This is a genomic window from Nocardia higoensis, assembly GCF_015477835.1.
Classification (GTDB): Bacteria; Actinomycetota; Actinomycetes; order Mycobacteriales; family Mycobacteriaceae; genus Nocardia; species Nocardia higoensis_A.
Window position 1 is genome coordinate 2,976,923 of the sequence record NZ_JADLQN010000001.1, and the last position, 25,415, is coordinate 3,002,337.

At 70.6% G+C, this 25,415-nt stretch carries 28 protein-coding genes; 18 read left to right on the forward strand and 10 right to left on the reverse strand.

The window, feature by feature from the left end:
* Positions 1-528, forward strand: a complete 528-nt coding sequence (locus IU449_RS13525; protein WP_195002119.1) for a hypothetical protein — start codon at positions 1-3, stop codon at positions 526-528.
* Between the two features lie 99 nt (positions 529-627).
* The gene (locus IU449_RS13530; protein WP_324188219.1) at positions 628-2,436 is read left to right on the forward strand and encodes a serine/threonine-protein kinase; all 1,809 of its coding nucleotides are present in this window, start codon (positions 628-630) and stop codon (positions 2,434-2,436) included.
* 129 nt (positions 2,437-2,565) lie between these two features.
* Here the strand turns inward: IU449_RS13530 and IU449_RS13535 are convergent, their stop codons facing one another.
* The 4 genes from IU449_RS13535 to IU449_RS13550 form a co-directional block, all read right to left on the reverse strand.
* Positions 2,566-3,861, reverse strand: coding sequence for an RNA polymerase sigma factor (locus IU449_RS13535; RefSeq protein WP_195002120.1), 1,296 nt, complete (start codon positions 3,859-3,861; stop codon positions 2,566-2,568).
* 37 nt (positions 3,862-3,898) lie between these two features.
* Positions 3,899-4,318 (reverse strand): YciI family protein, encoded by a 420-nt coding sequence (locus IU449_RS13540; protein ID WP_195002121.1) that lies wholly within the window; start codon positions 4,316-4,318, stop codon positions 3,899-3,901.
* A gap of 143 nt (positions 4,319-4,461) precedes the next feature.
* Positions 4,462-6,084 carry an acyl-CoA dehydrogenase family protein gene (locus tag IU449_RS13545; RefSeq protein WP_195002122.1) on the reverse strand — a complete coding sequence of 541 codons (1,623 nt, stop codon included), beginning with the start codon at positions 6,082-6,084 and terminating at the stop codon, positions 4,462-4,464.
* Positions 6,071-6,718, reverse strand: a complete 648-nt coding sequence (locus IU449_RS13550) for a TetR/AcrR family transcriptional regulator (protein WP_195002123.1) — start codon at positions 6,716-6,718, stop codon at positions 6,071-6,073. Before IU449_RS13550 ends, IU449_RS13545 begins: the two co-directional genes overlap by 14 nt.
* A gap of 76 nt (positions 6,719-6,794) precedes the next feature.
* Here IU449_RS13550 and IU449_RS13555 point away from each other — a divergent pair, with 76 nt between their 5' ends.
* Positions 6,795-7,586: a crotonase/enoyl-CoA hydratase family protein gene (locus IU449_RS13555; RefSeq protein WP_195002124.1), complete on the forward strand. Its 792-nt coding sequence runs from the start codon at positions 6,795-6,797 to the stop codon at positions 7,584-7,586.
* The gene (locus tag IU449_RS13560; protein WP_324188220.1) at positions 7,583-9,031 is read left to right on the forward strand and encodes a hypothetical protein; all 1,449 of its coding nucleotides are present in this window, start codon (positions 7,583-7,585) and stop codon (positions 9,029-9,031) included. The genes IU449_RS13555 and IU449_RS13560 overlap by 4 nt, the downstream gene beginning before the upstream one ends.
* 5 nt (positions 9,032-9,036) lie before the next feature.
* Here IU449_RS13560 and IU449_RS13565 read toward each other — a convergent pair whose 3' ends face one another.
* Positions 9,037-9,732 carry a pyridoxamine 5'-phosphate oxidase family protein gene (locus IU449_RS13565; protein WP_195002125.1) on the reverse strand — a complete coding sequence of 232 codons (696 nt, stop codon included), beginning with the start codon at positions 9,730-9,732 and terminating at the stop codon, positions 9,037-9,039.
* 79 nt (positions 9,733-9,811) lie between these two features.
* On the opposite strand from IU449_RS13565, the gene IU449_RS13570 reads away from it, so the two are divergent.
* The 3 genes from IU449_RS13570 (at position 9,812) to IU449_RS13580 (ending at position 13,512) form a co-directional block, all read left to right on the forward strand.
* Entirely contained in the window at positions 9,812-11,428 is a 1,617-nt protein-coding gene (locus IU449_RS13570) for a PLP-dependent aminotransferase family protein (RefSeq protein WP_324188221.1), read from the forward strand.
* Positions 11,429-11,667: 239 nt separating this feature from the next.
* The gene (locus IU449_RS13575; protein WP_195002127.1) at positions 11,668-11,913 is read left to right on the forward strand and encodes a DUF2630 family protein; all 246 of its coding nucleotides are present in this window, start codon (positions 11,668-11,670) and stop codon (positions 11,911-11,913) included.
* Positions 11,914-12,003: 90 nt separating this feature from the next.
* Positions 12,004-13,512 (forward strand): carboxylesterase/lipase family protein, encoded by a 1,509-nt coding sequence (locus IU449_RS13580; protein WP_195002128.1) that lies wholly within the window; start codon positions 12,004-12,006, stop codon positions 13,510-13,512.
* 144 nt (positions 13,513-13,656) lie between these two features.
* Here the strand turns inward: IU449_RS13580 and IU449_RS13585 are convergent, their stop codons facing one another.
* Positions 13,657-14,526, reverse strand: a complete 870-nt coding sequence (locus tag IU449_RS13585; RefSeq protein ID WP_195002129.1) for an Fpg/Nei family DNA glycosylase — start codon at positions 14,524-14,526, stop codon at positions 13,657-13,659.
* A 44-nt stretch (positions 14,527-14,570) separates the two neighbouring features.
* Positions 14,571-15,341: a precorrin-6A synthase (deacetylating) gene (gene cobF, locus IU449_RS13590; RefSeq protein WP_195002130.1), complete on the reverse strand. Its 771-nt coding sequence runs from the start codon at positions 15,339-15,341 to the stop codon at positions 14,571-14,573.
* 135 nt (positions 15,342-15,476) lie between these two features.
* On the opposite strand from cobF, the gene IU449_RS13595 reads away from it, so the two are divergent.
* The 8 genes from IU449_RS13595 (at position 15,477) to IU449_RS13630 (ending at position 21,613) form a co-directional block, all read left to right on the forward strand.
* Positions 15,477-16,295, forward strand: coding sequence for a thymidylate synthase (locus IU449_RS13595; protein ID WP_195002131.1), 819 nt, complete (start codon positions 15,477-15,479; stop codon positions 16,293-16,295).
* An 8-nt stretch (positions 16,296-16,303) separates the two neighbouring features.
* Complete coding sequence (locus IU449_RS13600; RefSeq protein WP_195002560.1) at positions 16,304-16,807, forward strand: dihydrofolate reductase; 504 nt, start codon at positions 16,304-16,306, stop codon at positions 16,805-16,807.
* A 145-nt stretch (positions 16,808-16,952) separates the two neighbouring features.
* The gene (locus IU449_RS13605; RefSeq protein ID WP_195002132.1) at positions 16,953-17,279 is read left to right on the forward strand and encodes a cupin domain-containing protein; all 327 of its coding nucleotides are present in this window, start codon (positions 16,953-16,955) and stop codon (positions 17,277-17,279) included.
* Positions 17,280-17,295: 16 nt separating this feature from the next.
* Complete coding sequence (locus IU449_RS13610; protein ID WP_195002133.1) at positions 17,296-18,327, forward strand: Dyp-type peroxidase; 1,032 nt, start codon at positions 17,296-17,298, stop codon at positions 18,325-18,327.
* A complete protein-coding gene (locus IU449_RS13615; protein WP_195002134.1) occupies positions 18,324-19,124 on the forward strand; it encodes a family 1 encapsulin nanocompartment shell protein in 801 nt (266 codons plus the stop codon). Before IU449_RS13610 ends, IU449_RS13615 begins: the two co-directional genes overlap by 4 nt.
* Positions 19,121-19,321 (forward strand): hypothetical protein, encoded by a 201-nt coding sequence (locus IU449_RS13620; RefSeq protein WP_195002135.1) that lies wholly within the window; start codon positions 19,121-19,123, stop codon positions 19,319-19,321. The genes IU449_RS13615 and IU449_RS13620 overlap by 4 nt, the downstream gene beginning before the upstream one ends.
* 208 nt (positions 19,322-19,529) lie before the next feature.
* A complete protein-coding gene (locus tag IU449_RS13625; RefSeq protein WP_195002136.1) occupies positions 19,530-20,060 on the forward strand; it encodes a PH domain-containing protein in 531 nt (176 codons plus the stop codon).
* 80 nt (positions 20,061-20,140) lie between these two features.
* Positions 20,141-21,613, forward strand: coding sequence for a TerD family protein (locus IU449_RS13630; protein ID WP_195002561.1), 1,473 nt, complete (start codon positions 20,141-20,143; stop codon positions 21,611-21,613).
* 102 nt (positions 21,614-21,715) lie between these two features.
* On the opposite strand, the gene IU449_RS13635 is transcribed toward IU449_RS13630, so the two are convergent.
* Complete coding sequence (locus IU449_RS13635; protein ID WP_195002137.1) at positions 21,716-22,330, reverse strand: TetR/AcrR family transcriptional regulator; 615 nt, start codon at positions 22,328-22,330, stop codon at positions 21,716-21,718.
* A gap of 71 nt (positions 22,331-22,401) precedes the next feature.
* Here IU449_RS13635 and IU449_RS13640 point away from each other — a divergent pair, with 71 nt between their 5' ends.
* Positions 22,402-22,962 (forward strand): peroxiredoxin-like family protein, encoded by a 561-nt coding sequence (locus tag IU449_RS13640; protein ID WP_195002138.1) that lies wholly within the window; start codon positions 22,402-22,404, stop codon positions 22,960-22,962.
* 115 nt (positions 22,963-23,077) lie between these two features.
* Here the strand turns inward: IU449_RS13640 and IU449_RS13645 are convergent, their stop codons facing one another.
* Entirely contained in the window at positions 23,078-23,371 is a 294-nt protein-coding gene (locus IU449_RS13645) for a hypothetical protein (protein WP_195002139.1), read from the reverse strand.
* Positions 23,372-23,488: 117 nt separating this feature from the next.
* On the opposite strand from IU449_RS13645, the gene IU449_RS13650 reads away from it, so the two are divergent.
* Both IU449_RS13650 and IU449_RS13655 read left to right on the forward strand, forming a co-directional pair.
* Positions 23,489-24,166 (forward strand): TetR/AcrR family transcriptional regulator, encoded by a 678-nt coding sequence (locus IU449_RS13650; RefSeq protein ID WP_195002140.1) that lies wholly within the window; start codon positions 23,489-23,491, stop codon positions 24,164-24,166.
* Complete coding sequence (locus IU449_RS13655; protein WP_195002141.1) at positions 24,163-25,086, forward strand: NAD-dependent epimerase/dehydratase family protein; 924 nt, start codon at positions 24,163-24,165, stop codon at positions 25,084-25,086. Before IU449_RS13650 ends, IU449_RS13655 begins: the two co-directional genes overlap by 4 nt.
* 25 nt (positions 25,087-25,111) lie before the next feature.
* On the opposite strand, the gene IU449_RS13660 is transcribed toward IU449_RS13655, so the two are convergent.
* Positions 25,112-25,264: a hypothetical protein gene (locus tag IU449_RS13660; RefSeq protein WP_195002581.1), complete on the reverse strand. Its 153-nt coding sequence runs from the start codon at positions 25,262-25,264 to the stop codon at positions 25,112-25,114.
* Positions 25,265-25,415: the final 151 nt, after the last annotated feature.

A 25,415-nucleotide genomic window follows, 5' to 3' on the forward strand; every position in this document is an offset into this window, starting at 1 on the left:
ATGCGCGTCGTCCTTGCAGCCGCGATAGCAGCGTCGACGCTGTTCTGCACTGCGGCATGCAGTACCACCACGGTCGAGCCGAAGACCGCAACGTGTCCATCGGAGACCTTCGATCTCGAGAATCGTGCAGAACCGCTGGGATCTTCCGATTCACTGATCGATGCGTTCGACGCCGCCGCCGCGCATCAGATCGAAACGACCACGATGTTGGATATGGCGCGTAGCGCGGGCTGGTCAGAGGGATGGGATCAGGTGATCTACATCGACGCGCTGACCACCGACGAGGCACTGAAGCGGAAGGTGTCCCCGGACCTTCATCTGGCATGCTTCACGAATCGGCCACCGAAGAGTCCCGATCCCGACCAGCCCAGTCCGCACACGACGGTCTTTATGGCGGCGGGCAAGCCGGTTCAGGCTGTCTGGTGGAGGGACAGGGAGCCGAGTCTGAGGTTCGGCAAACGTGATTTCCTACTACCGGCGACGGTGATCCGATACAACCCGACGACGGGAACGATGACAGCGGAGTAGGCCGCGAGGTGCAGGACCGCACGCTCTTGCACCGACGAATTCGGACCGCGAACCCGGCATGCCCTCGCATCCGAATTCCCCGCCCCATAGGCTTGCGCCGTGGTTTCCGAGCGGGTGATGGTGGACGGACGTTTCGAGTTGCTCGAACCGCTCGGCAGCGGCGGCATGGGCACCGTGTGGCGGGCCTACGACGTGGCGCTGCATCGCGAGGTCGCGCTGAAGGAGGTGCGGCCCGCCGATCCGGAGAGTTCCGCGGGCGCCCCCGGCGTACAGCGGGAACGGGTGCTGCGCGAGGCGCGCGCGCTGGCGCGGATCGGTCACCCGAATGTGGTGGCGGTGCATCACATCGTCGAATCGCCGCCGCCGGGGCATCCGTGGATCGTCATGGAACTGGTGCGCGGGCGTTCGCTGTCGGATCGGCTCGCCGACGGCCCGATTACGCCGCAGGAGGCGGCGCTGATCGGGCGCGGCATCCTGGCGGGCCTGCGCGCCGCGCACCAGGTCGGCGTCCTGCACCGCGACATCAAACCCGCCAATGTGCTGCTGCGTGAAGACGGTTCGCCGGTACTCACCGATTTCGGCATCGCCGCGCTGCACGATGCCACCGGCCTCACCGGCACCGGCAACCTGGTGGGTTCGCTGGACTACATCGCGCCGGAACGGCTGGCCGGGCAGGAGGGCAACCCGGCCTCCGATCTGTGGTCGCTGGGACTGCTGTTGTTCGTCGCGGTCGAGGGTTATCACCCGATGCGTCGCGACACCACGGTCGCCACCCTGGCTGCGGTCCTGCAGGGCACCGTTCCCGCCCCGCGGCGGGCCGGATCGCTGACCCCGGTGTTACAGGCGGTGCTGGTGCCGCAGCCGGAGCGCAGACCCTCGACCGAGGAACTGGACCTTCTGCTGACCCGGGTGATCACCGTCCCGGATCGGCCGTGGCCGGGGCCGTCACCGGCGATCTCGGGCCCGCAGTCCCTATCCGCCGGGCAATCGACTGACTTCGACCCGTCGCTGTCCGGGCCGTATCCCGTCACACCGGGGCCGTACTCCGCGCAGTCGGGACCGCGTCCGGTCTCGACCTCACCGGAGTCGACTCCCTATCCGTCCGCGCCGGGATACGCCTCGCCCGGATACACCGGCCCCTCGGGCGGACATCCGGCAGGGCTGCCGGGGTATGTCGCGCCGCCGCCCTATCCGGCTCCCCCGGGTCGCTCACCCGCCGGGCGCAGCGCGCTGCCGCCCGTTGCGCGGATAGGTCTGGCCGCAGCGGGATCGCTCGCCGTTGTCGTCCTCGTCACCGCGGTGGTACTGCTGCGTCCCGGTGCGACGGAGACATCGGCCGGCGGAACGACCACGACAACCGGAGGGATCGTCGTGCCGGGCGGGACCGCCACGACAGAGCCGCCCGGCACCGGCGGCGTGCAGATAACGGCCACCAACTCGACTGGCAGCCCGAACACCGCCGATCTGCTCACCCCGGACGGGGTACGCGCCGCTGTGACCGCACTAGGGCAACTGACAGGCGGGACGGAGTTCACCGAGTTCACCGTCTACCCGAACTACGTCAACGCCAGTGCGCCGGTGGCGACGCAGCCCCGCCTCTACGACGAATACAGCTATCGCAACGGAGTCGCGACCCGTGAGGGCGCGGGCGGCGAACTCGACGACGACGACGCGACCATCCGCCTCGACAGCATCGACTGGAACGTCCTGCCTGCCCTGTTCGCCACCGCGAACGCCGAACTCGGCGTGCCGAATCCGACGCTGCGCTACCTCATCGTCGAACCGGCCTGGACCTTCAACGACGACAAGCCGACCTTGCTGGTGTATCTCACCGACGACTACGGCGGCGCCTACCTCGCCGCGAACCTCGACGGTTCTCTCGTCACCATGTACCCCCGGGGCCGCTGAGACCACCGACTGAGGCCCGTAAGTCCGAATAGCTCGAGAGGTCTCACTCTATTCCGAACAACTGCGGCCCACCTTTTTCGCGACGCACCGGTCGCCGTCCCCCTGCGCACAGTCAGTGGCTCCGGTGCATCACCCTAGTGCGTCGCGTTTGCGGCGGAGCAGCGCGCGTTCACTCTCGTTGCCCGCCAACAGGATCGCGTTCTCGTATTCGTCGCGAGCATCGGCAGGGCGGCCCAGCTGGGCGAGCAGTTCGGCCCTGGCGGCGGGCAGGTAGTGGTACCGGGCCAGTTTCCCCTGCTCGACCAACTCGTCCACGATCCGCAACGCCGCGGCCGGGCCGTTGGCCTTGGACACCGCGACCGCGCGGTTGAGTTCGACGACCGGGGAAGGTGCGAGCCGGCCCAGCGCTTCGTAGAGCACCGCGATGCGTTCCCAGTCGGTGTCATCCACGGAGGCGGCCATAGCGTGGGTCTCGGCGATGGCCGCCTGTAATCCGTAGGCGCCGCGGCCACGGCCGAGTGCGTCGGCACGGGCCAGAGCCGCTCGTCCGCGCAGGATGCGGCCGCGATCCCAGCGGGAGCGGTCCTGGTCGGCCAGCAGGACGGGCTGTCCGTCGGCGTCGAGGCGGGCCGGGAAGCGCGCGGCGGTCAGTTCCATCAACGCGACCAGGCCGTGCACTTCCGGTTCTTCGGGCACGGTGCTCGCCAGTACTCGGGCCAAGCGCAACGCTTCTCGGGAGAGGTCGGGGCGCATCCAGTCCTCGCCCGTCGCGGCGGCATGCCCTTCGTTGAACACCAGGTACAGCACGCCGAGCACCCCGGCCAGCCGATCGCCGAACTCCGCGCGCGGTGGCACGGCGAACGGCACCTTCGCCGCCGCGAGGGTCTTCTTCGCGCGCACGATGCGCTGCTGCACGGTGCTGGTCGGCTGGAGGAAGGCGCGGGCGATCGCCTCGCTGGTCAAGCCGCCGACCACGCGCAATGTCAGCGCCACCTGTGCCTCCCGGGAGAGCACCGGGTGGCAGGAGACGAACAGCAGTCGGAGCATGTCGTCGTCGATGTGGTCGGGGTCGAAGGGCAGCGCGGCGGCCGCGCCGACCGCCTCGGCCTCCTCGGCGGCCACCTCGCGCGCGAGCGTGGCCAGACGCTCGTCGTAGCGTTGCTGCCTGCGCCAGCCGTCGATCGCCTTGCGTTTGGCGACCGTCGTCAGCCATGCCCCGGGGTTGGCGGGCACGCCTGTGTGCGGCCATTGCGCGAGCGCGTCGGCCAGTGCCTCCTGGGCCAGGTCCTCGGCCAGCGAGAAGTCGCCGACGGCGCGGGTCAAGGCGGCGACGATGCGCGCCGACTCGATCCGCCACACCGCCGCGACCGAGCGCCGCGCGGACTCCAGGCTGTCCGCGCGGCCGAGTTCGTTCTTCGGGGTCATCCGTCGGTCCGGGTTCTGCGAACTCGTGCCTCGCGACTCAGCTCTGGCGCGACTCGAGTTCCTCGCGCCAGCCCGCTTCCTTCTGGACCCACTCGTTGTCCTGCGGGAAGTCCGCGGCTTCGGTGACGCGGCGCAGCTCGATCTTGGAGCCCGGGCCCAGCGGCACGCGCTTGGCCCATTCGATCGCTTCCTCGGTGGTCGCGACCTCGATGAGCCAGAATCCGCCGAACAGTTCCTTGGTCTCGCCGTAGGGGCCGTCGGTGACCAGCGGCGGGGTCGAGGAGAAGTCGACGACGAACCCTTCCTCGGGGACCAAGCCCTCGCCGCCGAGCAGGACGCCCGCCTTCATCAGGGACTCGTTGTAGCGGCCCATGTCCTCGATGATCTGCTCGAACGGGATGTCCTTCGACGCCTCGATCGCCTCGTCGGTGGCGCGCATGATCAGCATGTACTTCATCGGTTCACTCCTTCGTCCGGGGCCGCGATTCGACCCTCTCATCATGGCGTCGAACCGTACGCGCCCCGATCGACACACGGCGGAAAAAAATTTTCGGAGCATGCCGTCGAAGCGCCTTTCGATGCCTGCGGACCGCGAACCGATCAATCCACGAACGCCCGCTCGATGATCGCCTCGGTGTTCACCCCGACCGGCAGCGTGCCGAAGGCGATCCCCCAGTCGTCGCCGAGCCGGGTGGCGCAGAACGCGTCGGCGACGGCGGCGTGGCCGTGCCGAACCAATTGCGCGCCTTGCAGAACCAGCGCCATCAGTTCGACCACCCGGCGGGCGCGATACTCGATGTCGGACAGGTCGGACAGTTCCTTGCCGACGCGATCGATCGCGTCGTCCAGGCGTGGGTTCTCACCGCGGGACTTGTTCACCTCGTCGAAATAGGCCTGCACAGTCTCGGGCTGACGGCCCATCGCGCGCAACGCGTCCAGCGCCGCCACATTGCCCGAGCCCTCCCAGATCGACATGAGCGGGGACTCGCGGTAGAGCCGGGGCATGCCGGACTCCTCGGCATATCCGTTGCCGCCCAGGCATTCCAGGGCCTCGGCGGTGTGCATGGGGGCGCGCTTGCACACCCAGTACTTGGTGATCGCGAGGGCGATGCGGCGCAGGGCGGCTTCGGCGGGGTCGCTGCCCGCGCGGTCGGTGGCCCCGGCCAGGCGCATCATCACGGTGGTGGCGGCGTCGGACTCGATGAGCAGGTCGGCCAGGACGTTGCGCATGGCGGGCTGGTCGACCAGTTTCGCGCCGAAGGCGGAACGGTGCCGGGCGTGGTGCGCGGCGAGCACCGTGGCCGCGCGCATGTTGGTGGCCGAGCCGATCACGCAGTCCAGGCGGGTCATGTTGACCATCTCGATGATGGTCTTGACGCCCTGCCCCTCGCCGCCGACGAGCCAGCCGGTGGCGTTCTCGTACTCGATCTCCGAGGACGCGTTGGACTTGTTGCCCAGCTTGTCCTTGAGGCGCTGGATGCGGATCGGGTTGCGGGAGCCGTCGGGCAGCACCCTGGGCAGCAGGAAGCAGGACAGGCCGCCGGGCGCCTGGGCCAGGGTGAGGAACATGTCCGACATCGGGGCGGAGGTGAACCATTTGTGGCCGACGATGCGGTAGCTGCCGTCCGCGTGCGGGGTGGCGGTGGTGGTGTTGGCCCGGACGTCGGAGCCGCCCTGCTTCTCGGTCATCGACATGCCCGCGATGAGGCCGGACTTGGTGGACGGTTCGCGCAGGCCGAAATCGTAGTCGCGGGAGGCGAGCAGCGGCTCGTAGGCGGCGGCGAGCTCGGCGTTGTGGCGCAGAGCGGGGACCACGGCGTAGGTCATGGAGATCGGGCACATGTGGCCCGCGTCGGCGAAGCCCCAGGTGGCGAACTTGGCGGCGCGGGCGACGTGGGCGCCGGGGCGATCGTCGAGCCAGGGGGCGCCGTGCAGGCCGTGCTCGACGGCGACGGTCATGAGTTCGTGCCAGTACGGATGGAATTCGACTTCGTCGACACGGTGGCCGTAGCGGTCGTGGGTACGCAGGACGGGCGGGCACTCGTTGGCGAGCCTGCCCCATTCCTGGGCGCGCGGACTGCCCGCGAGCAGGCCGAGTTCGCGTACTTCGGCTTCGGCCCAGCCCGCGCCCTCGCGGTGCAGGCCCTCCAGGAGCGCCGGATTGCGCGAGAAGTCGAAGGGGGTGATGTCGGGGGCCTGGTTGAAGACGTCATGAGTGTGCATCGGGCGCTCCCGGTAGAGGTGTGGTGGTGGCATCGGTGCCTGTGGGCGCGCCGAGCGCTCGCAGGGCGAAGGCGACGAGGTCGGGCACGACGGCGGCGTTGTGCGGATTGGTGGCCAGCGGCCCGGCGAGCACCTCGCCGATCGCGCCGACCAGCGCCGCGCCGGTCGTATAGGGGTTCTGGGCGGGCAGCTCGCCGGCCGCCACGCCGTCGGCGACGGCCGCGACGAAGGTGTCGGTGAAGGCGCGCCGGAAGCGCAGGCGTTCGATGTCGACCACGGCGTCCACCGGCTCGACCAGCAGCACGTAGGCGAGTTTCGGATTGCGCAGCGCGCGTCCGGCGAAGGTCTGCACGGCGGCGACCACGCGCTCGGTGGCGCTGCCGGAGGACGACGCCGCGACGACGGCGTCTGCCTCTCTGCCGACCACCGCGCGGAACACGGCGGTCACCAGTTCGGCTTTGCTCTCGAAGTGCTTGTAGACGGTGCCGGTGGCCACGCCCGCGGTCGCCGCGACGGTGGCCATCGACAGCCCGGCGAAGCCCTGCTGGGACAGCACCGTCGTCGCGGCCTGCACGATCAGCCGCGCCTGCGCGTCCAGCCTGGCCTGCATGGCAGGGCTTCGGCGATACACCATACAAAAAGTGAACCACTTATTCACTTCTTCGCGCAAGGGGTCGCCCACCAGCGCTTTCGGGGGCTATGTTCGAGCGATGAGCCACAGCGCCTCCGAGGCCACCGGACCCGCCGTGCGGGTGGAACGCGACGGTCCGGTCACGACGGTGATCCTGCACCGTCCCCAGGCCCGCAATGCCGTCGACGGACCGACCGCCTCGGCCCTCGCCGACGCCTTCCGCGAGTTCGACGCCGACCCGGACGCCTCGGTCGCGGTGTTCTGGGGAGACGGCGGAACCTTCTGCGCCGGAGCCGATCTCAAGAGCCTGGGCACCGAGCGGAGCAATCGCGCGGAGCCCGACGGCGACGGGCCGATGGGGCCGACGCGGATGGTGCTGAGCAAGCCGGTGATCGCGGCGATCGGCGGACACGCCGTCGCGGGCGGATTGGAGCTGGCCCTGTGGTGCGATCTGCGCGTCGCCGAGGAGGACGCCACGCTCGGTGTCTTCTGCCGACGCTGGGGTGTGCCGCTCATCGACGGCGGCACAGTGCGTTTGCCCCGGTTGATCGGGGCGGGACGGGCGATGGACCTGGTGCTCACCGGGCGTCCGGTGGATGCGCGGGAGGCGCTGCGGATCGGACTGGTGGATCGTGTGGTGCCCACCGGGCAGGCGCGGGCCGCCGCCGAGGAACTCGCCGCCCAACTCGCCGCGCTTCCCCAGGCCTGCCTGCGCTCGGACCGCATGTCGCTGCTGGAGCAGGAGGGCATGGACGAGGCGACGGCGCTCGCCAACGAGTTCCGGCACGGGCTCGCCGCGCTGAGCGCCGGAGCACTCGACGGGGCGCAGCGGTTCGCGGCGGGCGCGGGTCGGCACGGCGCCGCGGAGTGAACGGCACGGGTGACATGCGGGTCACGGGTGTGCCCAGCGACGTCGGCGGTGACCGTGGCTCGAACGCGATGAGCGGTATACCGGCCCCGAGCGCCACGACCGGCACCGGCGGCCCGCACGCCCCGGAGCGGACGAGCGCGACGAGTTCGACTCGGCTCGGTGTCGTCGACGAGATCTTCCTGCGCGGGCACCGGGGGCTCGGCACCCCGAATGTCCTGCAGGGCCTGTGGCGCACCGCCGATCGCGTGGACCCGGATCTGCTGCGCAGGCTGCACGCGGCCCTGCGCACCGGCGATCTGGGCAGACGCGTGATCCGCTCGCGTGTGCCCGGCGCCCGGCCCGCCTGGCGCCCGAACCAGCGCGCCCACCCGCTCGTGCTCGCGAGTGCGCCGCTGACCGCCGCGCAGGCGCTGACCTGGGCCGATGGTCAGGGCGAGGGTCTCGATCCCGAGTTCGGGCCCGGCTGGCGGTTGTCGGCCACACCGTTGGACGACGGCGGCACCATCATCGCCCTGACCTGCTCGCACGTCCTCGCCGACGCGCGCGGGCTCGTTCTCGCGGCGAGCCTTGCGCTGGCTCGGCTCGAGGCGGACGGCCCGAACACCCCCGGCGGCAGGCCGTCGACACCTGCCGGTATCGAGTCGGAATGGCGAGACGCGGCGCGGCAGTGGTCGATCGTGGTCGGCGGGACGCTGCGCGCGGTGCGCGGTCTGGGCGCACATCCGGTGCGAGCGGTTCGTGACGCGGCACCGAATCGCGACGGTCACGCTCACGCGGCGGATGATCCGCTACCGGTGCACAGCGTGGCAGCCCAGTGCGACGCGGCCACCTGGGACCGGGTCGCGACCGAGCGTGACGGCACCGCCAACAGCCTGTTCATCCAGTTGGTCGCCGAGACACTGCGGACAGCGGGCGCCGCGCGGGATTTCGCGTGGGCCGGGATCGAGGCGAGCCTGCCGGTGGACACCCGGGACGAACCGCGGGTGGCCAACGACATCGCGGTGACCTCGGTGGTCGTCGAGCCCACCGACACACCGGCCACCCTGCGGGCGAAGGCGCGCGCCGCCTACGAGCACCGGATGACCGGCCCGGCCGGTGTGCCGGAGGAGATCCTCCAGGTCGTCGGCGACCGGCTCGCACATCGGATGGCCGCGGGCGCGGGCGAACGCGACATCCTCTGCTCGAATATCGGCGATCTGCCCGAGCAACTGAACAGCTTCGGCCCGCATCGATGCCTCGGCGTGGCAGCCCGGGCGATCCACCCCGGGCTGACCGTCCGCACCCGGCCGAGGACCCGGCTCTCGGGCTACCTGTGCCGCATCGGCGCGGACTACACGCTGTGTCTGGTGGCCCTCGACCCGCCCGGCGTCGACTCCCCGGACGCGCTGGCCGCCGCGGCCACCCGGGTCGCCTCGGACCTGGGGCTCTCGCTGTCGTTCTGGTGACCGGGTCAGACGAGCTCGCCCTGCCGAGTGACGCGGGCGAGGACCGAGTCCGGCACCGCCACAGCGGGTTCCAGGTCGATGGCGCCGACGGGCGGATCGAAGACCTGGCGCATCGGCAGCACACCGGCCCACACTCCGCCTTCGGCGATGTCCTCGGAATCGTCGCGAGGGCCGCCCTCACGCACCTTGACCGAGGCTTCGGTGAGGTCGACCGCCAGGACCAGGGTCGCCGCCATCTCCTTGCGGTTCGGCGGGCGCACCCGCTCCCACGCGCCGGGGGCCGCGTGCTCGACGATGATGCGCAGGGCCCGCATCCGCTCGCCGGGGTCGGTGATCTCCACCGCGCGCCCCCGGATCACGGCCGAGCGGTAATTCATCGAGAAGTGCATGGCCGAGCGGGCGTAGACGACGCCGTCGACATGGGTGACGGCCACCGAGATCTCCGCGCCGAGCGCGGCGCGCATATTGCCCGCGCCGGTCGATCCGTGCAGGTAGAGGAATCGGCCGTCGTGACCGTAGGCGGTGGGCAGCACCACGGGGTCGCCGTCGAGCAGCACGCCGAGGTGGCAGACGAGTCCGGCGTCGAGCACGGCGTCGAGTTCGGCGCGATCCGTGCGGCCCCGGTCCTTGGCTCGGGTCGGCGTGCTACGTGGGGTCGGGGACAGCGGCGGGCGGGTGGGGGCGGGGAGATCTGCTGGCATGGATTCAGCATGCGGCCCCCAGTGGCATGATCGAAGGGCCAATTCCACGAGGATTCGACAGTCCACTTGGGGAGAGATCGTGCTCGACGAATTGCCGGTCGTCCTCGACCGCGCCGCCGCGGAGCCGCTCGCGGTGCAGGTGGCCGCGGCCCTGCGGACCGCCGCCACCGGCGGGGTCCTGCGCGGCGGCGACCGGCTGCCCTCCACCAGAGCGCTGGCCGAACGGCTCGGGGTGAGCCGAAGCGTGATCGCGGCCGCCTACGACCAGTTGCACGCCGAGGGCTGGATCGCGGGCAGGCGCGGCTCCGGCACCTACCTGACCGCCGCCCCCGCCGCCGCGCCCGAACGCCGTCCCACCGGACCCGGCGACGGCGCGCGTACGGCATCACACGATCTCGGTCCCGGCGCACCGTGCGTGGCGGCCATCGACCGGGCGGCGTGGCGGCGGGCATGGCGCACGGCGGCGGACCGTTCGCCGATCGTGCGCAAGGATCGCGGCGGGGACCCCGCGTACGTGGCGGCGGTCGCCGAGCATCTGCTGCGCCATCGCGGCCTGCGCGCGGGTGGGGACACCGTCGTCCTGGCGACCGCGGGAACCAGCGCGGCCGTCGCCGAACTCGCGGCCGCGCTGCTGCGCCCCGGCGACGCGGTGGCCGTCGAGAACCCCGGCTACCAGCGCGCGGTGGGCGCGTTCCGTGCCGCGGGAATCACGGTGCGGCCGGTACCGGTGGACGCCGCCGGGCTACGGGTGGATCTGATCCCGCCGGACGTACGCGCGGTGTATTGCACTCCGGCCCACCAGTTTCCGCTGGGTGCGCGCATGCCCGCCACACGCAGGGTGCAGCTGATCGAGCACGCCAGGCGACACGGTCTCTTCGTCATCGAGGACGACTACGACGGCGAACTGCGCTACGACACCGCGCCGCTGCCCTTGCTGGCCGCACTCGCGCCCGATGTGGTCGTGCATCTGGGCACGACGAGCAAGATCCTGTCCCCCGCGCTGGGCGTCGGCTGGCTGGTCGCGAGGCCGGAGGTCACGGACGCGATAGTGGCCCACCGCGAATACACCGGTACCACACCGGCACCGGCCGGGCAGATGGTGCTCGCCGATCTCGCCGGGCACGGCGACCTGGCCCGGCACCTCCGCCGCTTGCGCCGCATGGTGGCGCCCCGGCGCGAACTGATGGTCACCGCGCTGCGTGAGCGCGGGCTCGAGGTGCTCGGCGACGACGCGGGCTCCCACGTCGTGGTCCCGCTCCCCGGGGCGGCGGCCGAGCGCGCGGCGGTGCGCCTGGGCCGCGTCGTCGGCCTCGACCTCGACTCGCTGGGCCGCCACCACCTCCCCACCACCGCGCCCGGGCAGCACCATGCGCACGTCCGACTGCACGAGCCCGATCGGCACCGGCAGGCCGATCTGGGCTGGCAAGCTGACCTGGGCCGGGCGGCTGATCCGCACCGCGAGCGCCGCAACGGCGGACTCGATTCGCTGCGCGACACATGTCCCCGCGGTGAAGCGCACATCGAACCGCTCCGACTTCTCGAAGACGCTCCGCGCAGCTACGGCATCCCGCTCGGCTATACCGCGCCGGGCCTGCCACAGCTACGAATCGCGGCGAGGCTGGCAGCGGACTGCCTCGCCCGCGCCCGCGACGAACATCCAGGCGACCCCGCGCGCCGAGCTGACGGGCCCGCGTGAGGGCCGGAGAAACACGCTCGAACCGGCGGACGCCGTCCCGCGAGATGCAGACCTGCCGGTCCGTCCGGCAGCTGAAGCGGCCCCGAGGGGAACCGGATGCGGGCGTCGAACGTGGCACCGGCCGCGCCGATACGCCCCCGGCACCACGCGTCCGGATGCGACCGTGCCCTCGCCTCCTGGCCACGAGCACGGCCGCCTGGATCCGCGCGACGCGGGCGCGTTGTCCGTAGCATGGGAGCATGAGCGATCAGGATCTCCTGGCACGCATCAAGAAGCTCGTCGACGACGAACACCGGCTGCGTGCGAAAGCGGTTGCCGGTGAGGTGGATCCGGTCGACGAGCGCAAACGCCTGGCCGAGATCGAGGTGATGCTCGATCAGTGCTGGGATCTGCTGCGTCAACGTCGCGCCCGGCAGGATTCGGGCGGGTCGCCGGAAGAGGCGCAGATCAATTCCCCGCGCCAGGTCGAGGGATATCTGCAGTAGCCGAACGGCACCGCGTGCCGCAGGCGGACGAGTCTCCGAGCAGCCGCTGTGACCTCGCTCGGGAGCGCCACCGGTGGTTACCATCGACTGATGGTGGCAACGATCGACATCACGACCGACGACGGTGTAGTCCGGGGTCGACGGGGCAAGCGGGTGCTGCGCTGGCGCGGCCTGCCTTATGCCGCGCCCCCGGTCGGTGAGCTGCGGTTCCGCGCGCCGCAGCCGGTGCAGCCCTGGTCGGGTGTGCGTGACGCGACCGAGTTCGCCGCGGCCTCCTTCCAGCATCGGAGCGGCGCCAGGATCGGCGCGCGGGTCTACCAGCCGACCAGCGAGGACTCGCTGACACTGAATGTCACCGTCCCCGCCACGCCGTCGATCACCCCGCGCCCGGTGATGGTGTTCATCCACGGTGGCGGTTACGTGATGGGCACGTCGGCGCTGAACCTGTACTCGGGGGCTCGGTTGGCGCAGCGCGGCACGGTCGTGGTCACGCTCAACTACCGGCTCGGCGCGTTCGGCTACGTCGATTTCAGCCAGTTCGCCACCCCCTCCCGGCCGTTCGACCACAACCTCGGCTTGCGCGACCAGGTCGCCGCACTGGAGTGGGTCCAGCGCAATATCGCCGCGTTCGGCGGCGACCCGGGCAATGTCACCATTTTCGGCGAATCCGCGGGCGCGCACGCCGTGCTGTCGCTGATGGCGGTCCCGGCCGCGCACGGGCTGTTCCATCGGGCGATCGCCCAGAGCCCGCCGGCCGACTGGGGTCTGTCGGCCGAGGACGCCGCCGAGTTCGCCCGTCTGCTGGTCGGCAAACTCGGCATCGCCCCGGCCGATGCGGCGAAGGCCTTGCAGGAGCTGCCCGCCAACGAGATCCGCAAGGCGGCCGACCGCACGATTGCCGCCGCCGGGCGCCTGCGCCCCGGTTTCTTCCCGATCTGCCCGGTCGCCGACGGCGAGTATCTGCCGCAGGCACCGGTCGACGCGATCCGCGACGGCAACGCGGCCGCCGTGCCGTTGATCATCGGCACCTGCCGCGACGAAGGCGAACTGTTCGCCCGGTTCGCCGACTACCTGCCCACGAATCCCGAACGGCTGCAGATCCTGCTCGACGCCGCCGGTCCGGAGGTCGAGAAGCGCGTGCGCGCGGCCTACCCGCGGTACCCGGAGAGGCGGACGGCGGTGCGGATGGGCGGCGACTACGTCTTCTGGCGTCCGTCCGTGGCGGTGATGGAGGGCCACAGCAGGCACGCCCCCACCTATGCCTACCGCTTCGACTACGCCCCGCGCGCGCTGAAGCTGGCGGGCATCGGAGCCACCCACGCCACCGACCTGTTCCCGGTCTTCGGCGTCGGCGACGGCCCGATCGGGCGGGCGCTGACGGCGGCGGGTGGCGCGCGCAGCATGCAGGTCGTGACCAGGCAGTTCCAGGACAACTGGCTGGCGTTCGCACGCACCGGCGCGCCGCTGCCGTCGTGGCCGGCCTACACCGAGACCGACCGGCTCACCCTCGTCATCGACGACCCGGTCCGCGTACTGCCGGACCCGGACCGGCAGCGACGGCTGGCGTGGGCAGGCGTGCGGGCGCCGAGCCTGACCTGAGGATGTCCGATCGGCGCGGTGCGGCCCCGAACAGCGCCCCCGGCGGCTGAGGCTGCCCGCTCGCGGGAGCGCCACAGGCCGGTGTCTGCCCAGCTGCCCGGAGTCGCGCTTCCGTGTCGGCGCCGGTCGGCGGACGTGTGCCCCTCACTTGAGCAGCCGCGACATCCTGCGGTCGGCGAGTACCTTGCCGCCGGTCTGGCAGGTAGCGCAGTACTGGAAGGACCGTTCGGCGTAGGAGACCTCCCGGACGATGTCCCCGCAGACCGGGCACGGTTGCCCCGTCCTGGCGTGCACCCGCAGCCCGGAGCGCTTCTCGCCCTTGAGCCGGGCGGCGTCCTGACCCACCGACCGGGCGACCGCGTCGGCGAGCACGGTGCGCATCGCCGCGTACAACTCGGCGACCTTCTGCGGGGGCAGCGTCTTGGTGTTCGCGAAGGGCGAGAGCATGGCGGTGTGCAAAATCTCGTCGGAGTAGGCATTGCCGATACCCGCGAGCAGCGTCTGATCCACCAGCACGGTCTTCACCCGGCCCGAGGCCCCGCGCAGGATCTCCTCGAACTGCGGCTCGCTCACTGCCAGCGCGTCCGGCCCGAGCCGCGCGATGCCGGGCACCCGCGCCGGATCGTCGACGACGTAGACCGCGAGCCGCTTCTTCGTCCCGGCCTCGGTGAGATCGATCGCCGGGGTCGCACCCGCGGGGGTGAAGAAATGCACGCGCAGCGCCAGCGGGCTCTTACCGCCCGGCCTGGGCGGATTCGGGTTGGGTTCGTCGACCCAGCGCAGCCAGCCCGCCCGCGACAGATGGGTGATCAGCCAGCGCCCGGAACAATCCAGGCCGAGGAACTTGCCCCAGCGCGCCGCGCCCGTGACATCGCGGCCGGACAGGGAGGTCACCGGCGGGTCGAAGGTCTTGACCGCGCTCAGCGCGGCGACATCGACCCGGCCGACCACCGCGCCGACCGCGTGTTCCCGCAGGAACTGGGCCAGCGCTTCCACTTCCGGCAGTTCGGGCACGGAGTACCTCCGCTGGTTCGGCTGGTTCGGGCTCAGGCCCGAGGCTACCCGGCGACCCCGACACTTTCCGGCGCGCGACGCAGCAGGTAGATGTCCATGATCCAGCCTTTCTCGGCGCGCAACCGGGAGCGCACGTCGACGATGCGGTCGCGCACGTCGCGCAACCGCCCGGCGATCAGAGTCTCGTCGGGCATGCCCAGATAGGCGCCCCACCAGATGTGCGTGTCGCCGGGGACCTCGGTGAAGGCACAGTCGCCGTCGAGCATGACCAGCGTCGAGCCCGGCCCCAGTCCCTCGTCGCGCACTTTGCGCCCGGTGGTGATGTGCACGGGTTCGCCGATGTCGTGCAGCACTATGCGATGGCGCGCGGCCAATGCCTGGGCGCTCGTGACACCGGGGATCACCTCGTAGTCGAAGTCGAGCGTGCCGCGGCGCAGTACCCGCTCGATCATCCGCAGGGTGCTGTCGTAGAGCGAGGGATCTCCCCACACCAGGATGCCGCCGATGCCGTCGACCTCGGCGAAGGACTGTTCGAGCAGTTCCGCGCGGCGCTCGTGCCAGTCCTCGACCACGCCGCGGTAGGCGGGCGCGCTGCCGGGGGTGCGTTCCCGCGGCGGGTCGGCGATCTCCACGATCCGGGGTGCGGAGTCCAGATGGGCGCGCAATATCTCGGTGCGGACCTCGACGAGCTCGCGTTTGGCCTCGCCCTTGCCGATCACGAAGAACACCTCGACCTGCCGGATGGCCTCGACGGCCTGCATCGTCACCTGCCGCGGGTCGCCCGCGCCGATGCCGATCACGTAGAGCTTGCGCATCCGCCGAGCATGCCAGGATGCCCGTGACGGTCCCTGCTCGACCCGATCGAGCATGTCCTCGCGGAGCCCGATCCCGCTTTCGCGCGGACAGCCCGAATGGATTTCCCCACGCGCGGCCCGACTAAGCTCTCCGACGTGGAGACGGACACGGAAGTTCCACCGAATCGCCAGTACGAGGACCTCCTGCGGCTCGTGCTCGAGACCGGCACACCGAAGGGCGACCGCACCGGCACCGGCACCCGCAGCGTGTTCGGCCATCAGCTGCGCTATGACCTGTCGGCCGGTTTTCCGCTGATCACCACCAAGAAGGTGCACCTGAAGTCGATCGTCTACGAGCTGCTGTGGTTCCTGCGCGGCGACTCCAACGTGCGCTGGCTGCGCGAGCACGGGGTGACGATCTGGGACGAATGGGCCGCGCCCGACGGCGAGCTGGGCCCGGTCTACGGCGTGCAGTGGCGCTCCTGGCCGACCCCCGACGGCAACCACATCGACCAGATCTCGCAAGTGCTGCACACCCTGCGCACCGACCCTGATTCCCGGCGCATGATCGTCTCGGCCTGGAACGTCGCCGAACTGGACAAGATGGCGCTGGCGCCGTGCCACGCCTTGTTCCAGTTCCACGTCGCCGACGGCAAGCTGTCCTGCCAGCTCTACCAGCGCAGCGCCGACCTGTTCCTCGGCGTGCCGTTCAACATCGCCGGCTACGCGCTGCTCACCCACCTGGTCGCCCAGCAGGTCGAGCTCGAGCCCGGCGAGTTCATCTGGACCGGCGGGGACTGCCACATCTACGACAACCACGTCGAGCAGGTCCGCGAGCAGCTCACCCGCGAGCCCTACCCGTTCCCCCGGCTGGAGCTGCGCCCGGCGCCTTCGCTGTTCGACTACGGCTACGAGGACATCTCCGTGACCGGCTATCGCCATCACCCGGCGATCAAGGCTCCGGTGGCGGTGTGAGCACGATCGTGTCCACCCGCACCATCGGCCTGATCTGGGCACAGAGCCCCGAGGGCGTCGTCGGGTTCGAGAACACCATCCCCTGGCGCGTGCCCGAGGACATGGCCAACTTCCGCACCGTCACCTGGGGGCACCCGGTGATCATGGGGCGCAAGACCTGGGATTCGCTGCCGCCGAAGTTCCGCCCGCTGGCCGGTCGCCGCAATATCGTGCTCACCCGGCAGCCGAACTGGTCCGCCCCCGGCGCCGAGCGCGCGAGTTCGCTGACCGAGGCGCTGGCGATGACCGAGCCGGAATCGGTATGGGTGGCCGGTGGCGCGGAGATCTATGCCACCGCAATGGATTTCGCGACGGAACTGCTGGTCACCGTGGTCCAGGTCAGCGTCCAGGGCGACGCGCACGCCCCGGTCATCGGCCCGGAATGGCGGCTGCTGGAATCCGAGCCCGAACGGGTCTCGGCCACCGGACTGCGCTTCCGGATCGATCGCTACGTGCGCCGGACCCGAACCTGAGCGGGACCGACACGCGAGCGGTCGCGGACGGGTCGGCAAAGCGGACACGCCCGACCGAACGGTCCGGCATACTCCAAGGACACCGGTGGCGCTGCCCCGTCGCCGGCCGATCTGGACGCGACCGCACCTCGCGAAAGGCACTCCCATGGACAAGAAGTCGCTGACCGCCCTGGCCCGCCAGCAGCTCAAGCTGGCCGCCACCGCGTCGAGCGGACGCAGTTCGCAGACCGTCTACGGTGGGCACACCCACTCGCTGCGTCAGACTGTCGTGGCCCTCACAGCGGGGCAGAGCCTGGCCGAGCACGACAACAGCGGCGATGCCACCATCCATGTCCTGTCCGGCACGTTGACGCTGATCAGCGGCGTCGACGAGTGGAAGGGATCTGCCGGTGACCTGATCGTGGTGCCCAAGGCCAGGCACAGCGTGAAGGCCGACGACGATGTGGCTTTCCTGCTGACTGTCGCGATATAGCCCTAGGCTGTCGGGCATGGGTGAGCCGCAGCCGATCCTCGAACCGCTCACGCCCGCCGCCATCTTCCTCGTCGCCACCATCGACGACGGCGGCGAGGCGACCGTACGCGACCTGCTCGCGGATCTGCCGGGGCTCCGCCGGTCGGTCGGGTTCCGGTTACCCGGGGCGAACCTCAGCTGCGTGGCATCGCTCGGCTCGCGGGCCTGGGATCGGCTGTTCACCGGGCCCCGCCCGGCCGAACTGCACGTGCTGCGCGAATTCGCCGGGAAGGTCCATCGCGCGCCGTCCACCCCGGGGGATCTGCTCTTCCACATCCGCGCCGAGGTCCAGGACGCCTGCTTCGAACTCGCGATGGCCATCGCCGACCGGCTGGCCGGGGCGGCCACCATCGTCGACGAGACCGTCGGCTTCCGGTACTTCGAACAGCGCGACCTGCTCGGCTTCGTCGACGGCACCGAGAATCCCGAAGGACGCGAAGCCGTCGAGCACACCCTGATCACCGAAGCCGACGACCCCGCCTTCGCCGGCGGCAGCTATGTGATCGTGCAGAAATACCTGCACCCGATGCGCGAGTGGCGGGCGCTGTCGGTGGAGGAGCAGGAACGGGTCATCGGGCGCACCAAGCTCGACGATTTCGAACTGCCCGACGAGGTGAAACCGGCCGATTCGCACGTGGCGGTGAACTCGGTGGTCGACGAGAACGGCGCCGAACGCAAGATCACCCGCGCCAACATGCCCTTCGGCAGCGTGCGCGACGGCGAGTTCGGCACCTACTACATCGCCTACGCCGCCACCCCCACGGTCACCGAGACCATGCTGTCGCGGATGTTCGAGGGCACCGAGGACGCCCCTTACGACCGCATTCTCGATTTCTCCACCGCGATCACCGGCACCCTGTTCTTCACCCCGCCGCTGGACTTCTTCGACGACCTGCCCGATCCGCCCGGCACCGCCGCGACCCAGCAGGCCGACACCCAGGCGCGCCCGCTCGGCGCCAACTCCGACGGCTCACTCGGTATCGGCACACTGAAAAGGAGCACCCCGTGAACAATCTGCATCGCGAACTCGCGCCGATCACCGCCGAGGCGTGGGCGGCCGTCGAGGAAGAAGCGACCCGTACCTTCAAACGCCACATCGCGGGCCGCCGGGTGGTCGACGTGTCCGGTCCGCACGGCGTGGACTACTCCGCGGTCGGGCTCGGCCGCGCCACCTCCATCGAGGCGCCCGACGACGGCGTGCAGGCCCGTCAGCGCCTTTTCGCCCCGATGATCGAACTGCGGGTGCCGTTCACGCTCTCGCGCGAGGAACTCGACAATGTGGAGCGCGGCGCCGAAGACGCCGACCTGGACCCGGTGAAGGAAGCCGCCCGGCGCATCGCCTTCGCCGAGGACCGCGCGATCTTCGAGGGCTACGCCGCCGCGGGTATCACCGGCATCCGCGCCGCCGCCTCCACCACTCCCCTCACCCTGCCCGCCGAGTCGCGCCTGGTCCCCGAGGCCATCGCCCGAGCGCTGACCGCACTGCGGCTGGCCGGCGTCGACGGCCCCTACTCCGTGCTGCTCAGCGCCGATCTCTACACCGAGGTCAGCGAGACCTCCGACCACGGCTACCCGATCCGTGTCCACATCGAGCGCATGTTCCCCGACGGGGAGATCATCTGGGCGCCCGCCATCGACGGCGCCTACGTCGTCACCACTCGCGGCGGCGACTTCGAACTCATCCTCGGCCAGGATCTGTCCATCGGTTATCTCTCCCACGACGCCGACACCGTCGAGCTGTACTTCCAGCAGACTCTGCAGTTCCGCGTCCACACCGCCGAAGCCGCTGTCGCCCTGCGTCGATGAGTGACCTGCCTCTGACACCTCGCGGCACCGAGGCGATCGACGGCGGACGCGATGCGGGCGGGACAGCCCCTCCGGCCGAGGGCACGGTCGCGCGGGGCCTCGGCAGCCGAGTTCACGCACGGTTCGGTCAGGCGGCCGGTGCGCGGCTCGGTCTGCCGACGCGCGATGAGGCTCCGCGCTACGCCGATCTGACGTAGCCGGTCCGGGCGCGGGCGACTCCGCAGGATCGCCGGGGCCGGACAAGCGCATCTCCCAGGCGGTCTGCCCCGGGCGCCCCCTGGATCCAGGCGCCCACTCGTCGTCTTCGCGGGTGCGCCCCGATGCTATGAGCTCGACGGACGTCCGATACGAGGCCGGGGCCGGGACGCGGTAGCGTGGCGCTCGAGAAGGCGGGAGGCTGATCGGATGGCGATGGTTCGGGCCGGTGTGGTGCCGGGGCGACGCACGGCGATCTACGGCGGGATCGGGTTCGCACTGGTGGTCGTGGTGACGCTGGCGATGGTGGCCGGGTTCGGCTGGGGCCGGGTGTTCACCGGGTTGCTGGCCGGGATCGTCGTGGGGGTGGCGGCGCTGGTGGCGTTGTACAAGCGCGACGCGGTGGTGCTGACAGAGGAGGCCATCGAGTTGCGTACCCCCTTGACGCACCAGGTCGTCAGATGGGATCGGGTGGTCGCGGCTCGGTTCGCGCTCGACGAGCGGGCGCGGTGGTCACTGGCGCTGGATCTCACCGGCGGGGACGAGGAGCACGGGGAACTGGTGCTGTTGTCGATTCCGCCGGTGCGGCAGCCGGTGTCGGGCGCCTACGATATGCGCAAGCGTGAGCAGGTGAACGAGGTCCGGGAGTTCCTGCGTCGCAAGCGGATCGCGGTGACGGTGTTGCCGGAGATTGCGGGCGCGCTGAGCGAGCACTGGAAGATCGCACCACCGACGCGCTGAGACGGCCCCCGGATGCCCGGCCGCGCTCGGCATCCGCGTGACGGGTCGGTGCCCACTCGTATACGTTGGTTCGCGTGTCGATGATGAAGGGCGCCAATGTAGCGGTGCCGATGTCCGCGGTCCGCATCGAGCTGGGGTGGCAATCGGGTCCGGGTGTGCCGGACGCCGACGCGTCCGCGTTGTTGCTGGTGAGCGGGAAAGTCCGCTCCGACAACGACTTCGTGTTCTACAACCAGCCCACGCATCCCTCGGGGGCAGTCCGGCACGAGGGCAAGCAGCAGGGGCCGACAGTCCTCGACGTGCTCTCGGTGCAGTTGTCCGCCGTCGAACCGCAGGTCGAGACGATCGTGATCGCGGCGTCCACCGACGGCGGCACCTTCGGACAGTTCCACGGACTCTACGTGCGCGTGCTCGACGCGGCGAGCGGCGCCGAAGTGGCCCGCTTCGACAGCACCGGCGCGACCACCGAGACCGCGTTCGTACTCGGCGAGCTCTACCGCCGCCAGGGCGCCTGGAAGTTCCGTGCCGTGGGCCAGGGCTACGACTCCGGATTGGCCGGACTGGCGACCGATTTCGGTATCTCGGTCGACGAGCCCGCTCCGGCCGCCGCCCCGCGGCAACAGCAGTTCACCCCACCGCCGCCTCCGCCGCCCCCGCCGACGCAGCAGTTCACGCCCCCACCTCCGCCGCAACAGCAGTACGCGCCGCCGCCCAACCAGCAGTTCGCGCCACCGCCGCAGCAGTTCGCGCCGCCCCCGCCGAACCAGCAGTTCGCCCCACCGCCCCCGCAGCAGTTCGCCCCACCGCCGAACCAGCAGCAGCAGTTCGCGCCACCGCCGCCCCCGCAGCAGCAGTTCGCGCCACCGCCGAACCAGCAGTTCGCGCCACCACCCGCCGGTGGCGGCGCGCCGGTGAACATGAGCAAGATCTCGCTGACCAAGGAATCGCCCTCGGTCTCGCTCACCAAGCAGGGCGCCACCGGCGGCACCATGCGGATCAACCTGAACTGGACCTCCCAGCACCAGCAGCGCGGCGGCCTGTTCGGCCGCAGGCGCGGCGGCGGTGGTCTGGACCTGGACCTGAGCTGCTTCTTCGAGCTGGCCGACGGCCGGATCGGCTCGGTGCGCGCGCTGGACCGTTCCTTCGGCGCGCTGGATCGCCCACCGTTCATCCGGCTCGACCAGGACGACCGCACCGGTTCCAGCGCCACCGGCGAGAACCTCGACATCAACTTGGATTTCGCTCGCGAGCTGCGACGCATCCTGGTGTTCACCTCGATCTACGACGGCGCCAACGATTTCCGCGGCGTGCACGCCACCGCGACGCTGTACCCGCTGAACTGCCCGCCCATCGAGATGACCCTCGACGGCTGCGTGGACGACTCCCGTGACGCCGTGCTCGCCCACATCGAGAACATCAACGGCGAACTCGTGGTCCGCCGCGAGGGCACCTTCATCCGCCCGCCCGCCGGGCGTCCGGGCGGCGGCATCATCGAGATCGCCCAGCGCTACCACTGGGACTTCGGTTTCAAGGCGGGTCGCGGCAAGGACTGACCGGCATGTCACGCAGAACGGCCGTGTCGAGAATCCTCGGCGCGGCCGTTCTCGTGCACCGACCCGGAGTCCGGAAGTGCGTGCGCCGATCGGTCGGCCGGTTCAGTCCGGACGCAGCCCGCGCAGCACGATCGCCAGACCGCCGCGGAATTCCTCCTCGGCCGACACCGTCGTCGCCGACCGGGCGGTCGCGACCAGGTTCGGGAATTCGTCGGCGGACATCGCGGCCAGAGCAGCTGTTCCCTGCCCGTCCAGCGCGGCGTAGTGGGCGTTGTGCAAGAAGCCGAACAGGAAGCCGACGATGGTGCGCTGGGCGATCACACGATCGGTACCGTCGAAACCCGCGTCCGTGAGCACGGCCAGCATGGCCTCCATCCACCGCAACCCACTGCGCGCGGACTGCCGGTGCGCGAGGAGCAGCGGCACGGTCTGCGGATGCGCGCCGACCGCCGCGCAGACGCGCTCGGCCAGCGTCTGGATACGCCGTGCCCACGGCAGGCCGGCGGGCAGCGCGACATCGACCACATCGAAAACGCTTTCCACCACGAGCACTTCGAGGCCCTCGCGATCGGGGACATAGCGGTACAGCGCCATTGTCGCCATGCCCAGTTCGCGGGCGACGGCGCGCATGGTGAGCGCGTTCAGCCCGTCGCGGTCGATCACCGTGAGCGCTGCGGCAGCGAGATCGTCGCCGGTCAGGGAACGAGGACGGGGCACGGATTGACAGCGTACAAGATACGCGCATACTGATTTTAGGCGTACTGCGTACACCAACAAAGGAGTCAGTCATGCCCCTCATCTCGACAGTGCCCCCACGGACGCTGACCAGCATCACCGGCGCCGACGTGCCCGTCCCCGCCCCCGACAGGCTCGTTCACCTCCAGTTCCGCCGCTTCGCGGGCTGCCCGGTCTGCACCCTGCACCTGCGCTCGATCGTCGCCCGCGGAGACGAGATCGAAGCCGCCGGAATCCGCGAAGTGGTCGTCTTCCATTCCGGCGCCGACACATTGCGCAGGTACGAAGCCGACCTGCCGCTGGACGTGATCGCCGACCCGCGGCGAGTCCTCTACCGCGAATTCGGCGTGGAGACCGCACCGCGCGCGGTTCTCGATCCACGGGCCTGGCCCGGCATCGTCCGCGCGGTCGCTCACGCCGCTGTCGCCACGGCGCGTGGGCGTCGCCCGGTCCCGCCGCTGCGTCCCGACGGCGGCAGCCTCGGCCTGCCCGCGGACTTCCTCGTCGCGCCGGACGGCCGCGTGCTCGCGGCGAAACACGGCGCCCACGCCGACGATCAGTGGTCGGTCGACGAACTGCTGTCCTTGCCACCGGTCACCCATCCGATGCGGTGATCAGGCACCCATTCGAGGCGTTCGGCACCGCGACGGGTTCGCCCTGCCAGCCAGTGACCGGCGGAACCGTCGGCCAAGCCATCGACGGGCAACCCGCAATGGCCGCCACGACGACTCAGCGCTTGCGCCCGGTCACCGAGAGATAGGAATCGACCAGCACGGGAGCGCCGGCCTCGAAGCGGGCGCACCTGTCGAGATATTCGTCCAGCCGGGCACTCGCCCGGCGCCACCGATCGCACGCCTCCAGTCGCGTTCGCATAGCCGCCAGCGCCCCCATCCACTCGGTGACCTGATCACCGAGGCCACGCCGACCATCCAGCGGCAGCCGCAACAGGCGGGACCGAACCTCGATCGCTACCAACCCAGCTTTCGCGGCCGCCCGCTCGGCGGCGTCGGGATCGCTCCACACGGTCGGAAAGGACGGAGGCGGTGCGTTCAACTCGTGTAGTCCAGATACCCGAACGGCTGGATTGCCGCTACAGTCAAATTTAACTAGAGTAGCGCTTCAGTCAACTAGGATCGAGGCATGACGGGAAAGAGCTCCGGCGTACGGGCGGCCAGAACAACAGCGAACCGAGCCAAGATGCTCGCGGCTGCGCGGGAACTGTTCACCACCCGCGGCTACACGCAGACCACGATGAAGGCCATCGCCGATCACGCGGGGATGGCGGTGCAGACGCTGTACTTCACCTTCGCCACCAAACGCGCGATCCTGTCCGAACTCCTCGACATCGAGATCGCCGGCGACACCGAGCCGGTCGCCACCATGGACCGGCCCTGGTTCGCGGCGGCGCTCGCGGCGGCGCCCACCGAGCAGATCCGGCTCCAGGTCGCCGCCGCGGCGACGATCTACGCCCGCGTCAGCCCGCTGCTCGAGGTGATCCGGTCGGCCGCGTCGGCCGACCCCGAACTCGCCGAACTCTGGCAGACCAACATCGCCCAGCGGCACCTGGTCCAGCTCCGCTTGGCCGAGGCCCTCGCCGCCAAGACACCGCTGCGCGCAGGTCTCACCGCCGCCCGCGCCGCCGACATCGCCCTCGCTGTGCTCGCCCCCGAGACCTACCGGCTCCTCGTCCACGAGCGCGGCTGGACCGGCGCGGAGTGGGAGTCCTGGGCCACCGACGCGCTCGCGTTGCAGCTGCTCCCGGCGAAATCGTCCCGCGAGGAAGCCGTCGCGACGCCCGGTTCGGAGGAGGTCCGATGAGGGTCCTGGTGCTGGGCGGGTACGGAGCCGTCGGCGCTCACCTCGTGCGGCAGCTGCGGTCGCACGACATCCCGGCGCTCGCGGCCGGACGCGACGCCGCGCGCGCGGACCGGGTGGTCGACGTGACCGTGCCGGACAGTGTCGACACCGCGCTGGCCGGGATCTCGATCGTGGTGAATTGCGCAGGGGTGGAGGACATCCGGCTTGCCGAGGAGTGCGCCCGCCGCGGCATCGTGTTCGTCGAGATCTCGGCGACCTCACCATACGTGCGGGCATTGGAGCACGTCGAAGGACCGGTGGTGCTCGGAGTCGGGTTGGCGCCCGGTCTGACCACCCTGCTCGCCGTCGACGCGCTCTCCCGCGACCCCGGCCCAGTCGACATCATGATCGGACTCGGTTCCGGCGAGCAGCACGGCCCCGCTGCCACGGCCTGGACCTACGGACTGCTGGGGCAGCGCTTCACCGACCCCGACGGCACCGACATCCGCAACTTCACCCGGCCCGCGCGCTTCACGATTCCCGAACAGGCCGGGTACAAGCCGTTTCCCGCGTTGCGTGCCGACTTCGCCGATCAACACCGGCTCACCCGCGAATTCGCGGTCCCCGTGCGCACCTATCTGAGACTGGACTCCCGTCTGGCCACCGCCGGGCTGGCCGCGCTCACGTGGGCACCGGCGCTGCGGGCGCTCGCCCCGCGGCACATGCCGGGCAGCGACAGGTGGGTGGTACTCGCCCGGCCTGCCGACGGACCACCGCGGTGGGCCACCGGCCGCGGACAGTCCCTGGCCACAGCCGCGGTCGCCGCGTGCACGGTCCGGGAGATCACGCGTCGCCGAATCGCCGGACCCACCTGGATCCACCAGTTGCTCGAGATCGATTCGCTGCGGCACGACCTGTCGGCGGCAGGCATCAGGCTCTGACCTCAGAGCCCGCCGAACAGCTCCGCTACCAGCCGAAGAGTTCGGCGAGTTCGATGGATTCGTCGTCCCAACGTCGCTCGATGCACTCACGCTCGGCGTCGGGCAGCTCCGGTGACCACCCGCACCGACGCCAGAAATCCTCTCGGCGCCCTTCGGACATCCGCCACGGTTCGCTCACGGCGACCCCTCCTCTTCGCAACCGCCTGTGGGAGCGATGGTGCCGGAGCCCGGACGGCGACACGCCGTTGCGAACGCGCGCGTACACAATGCCGGAAACGACAGTGGCCGCTGCCGGTCACCGGCAGCGGCCACTGTCGTTCGTGCGCGCT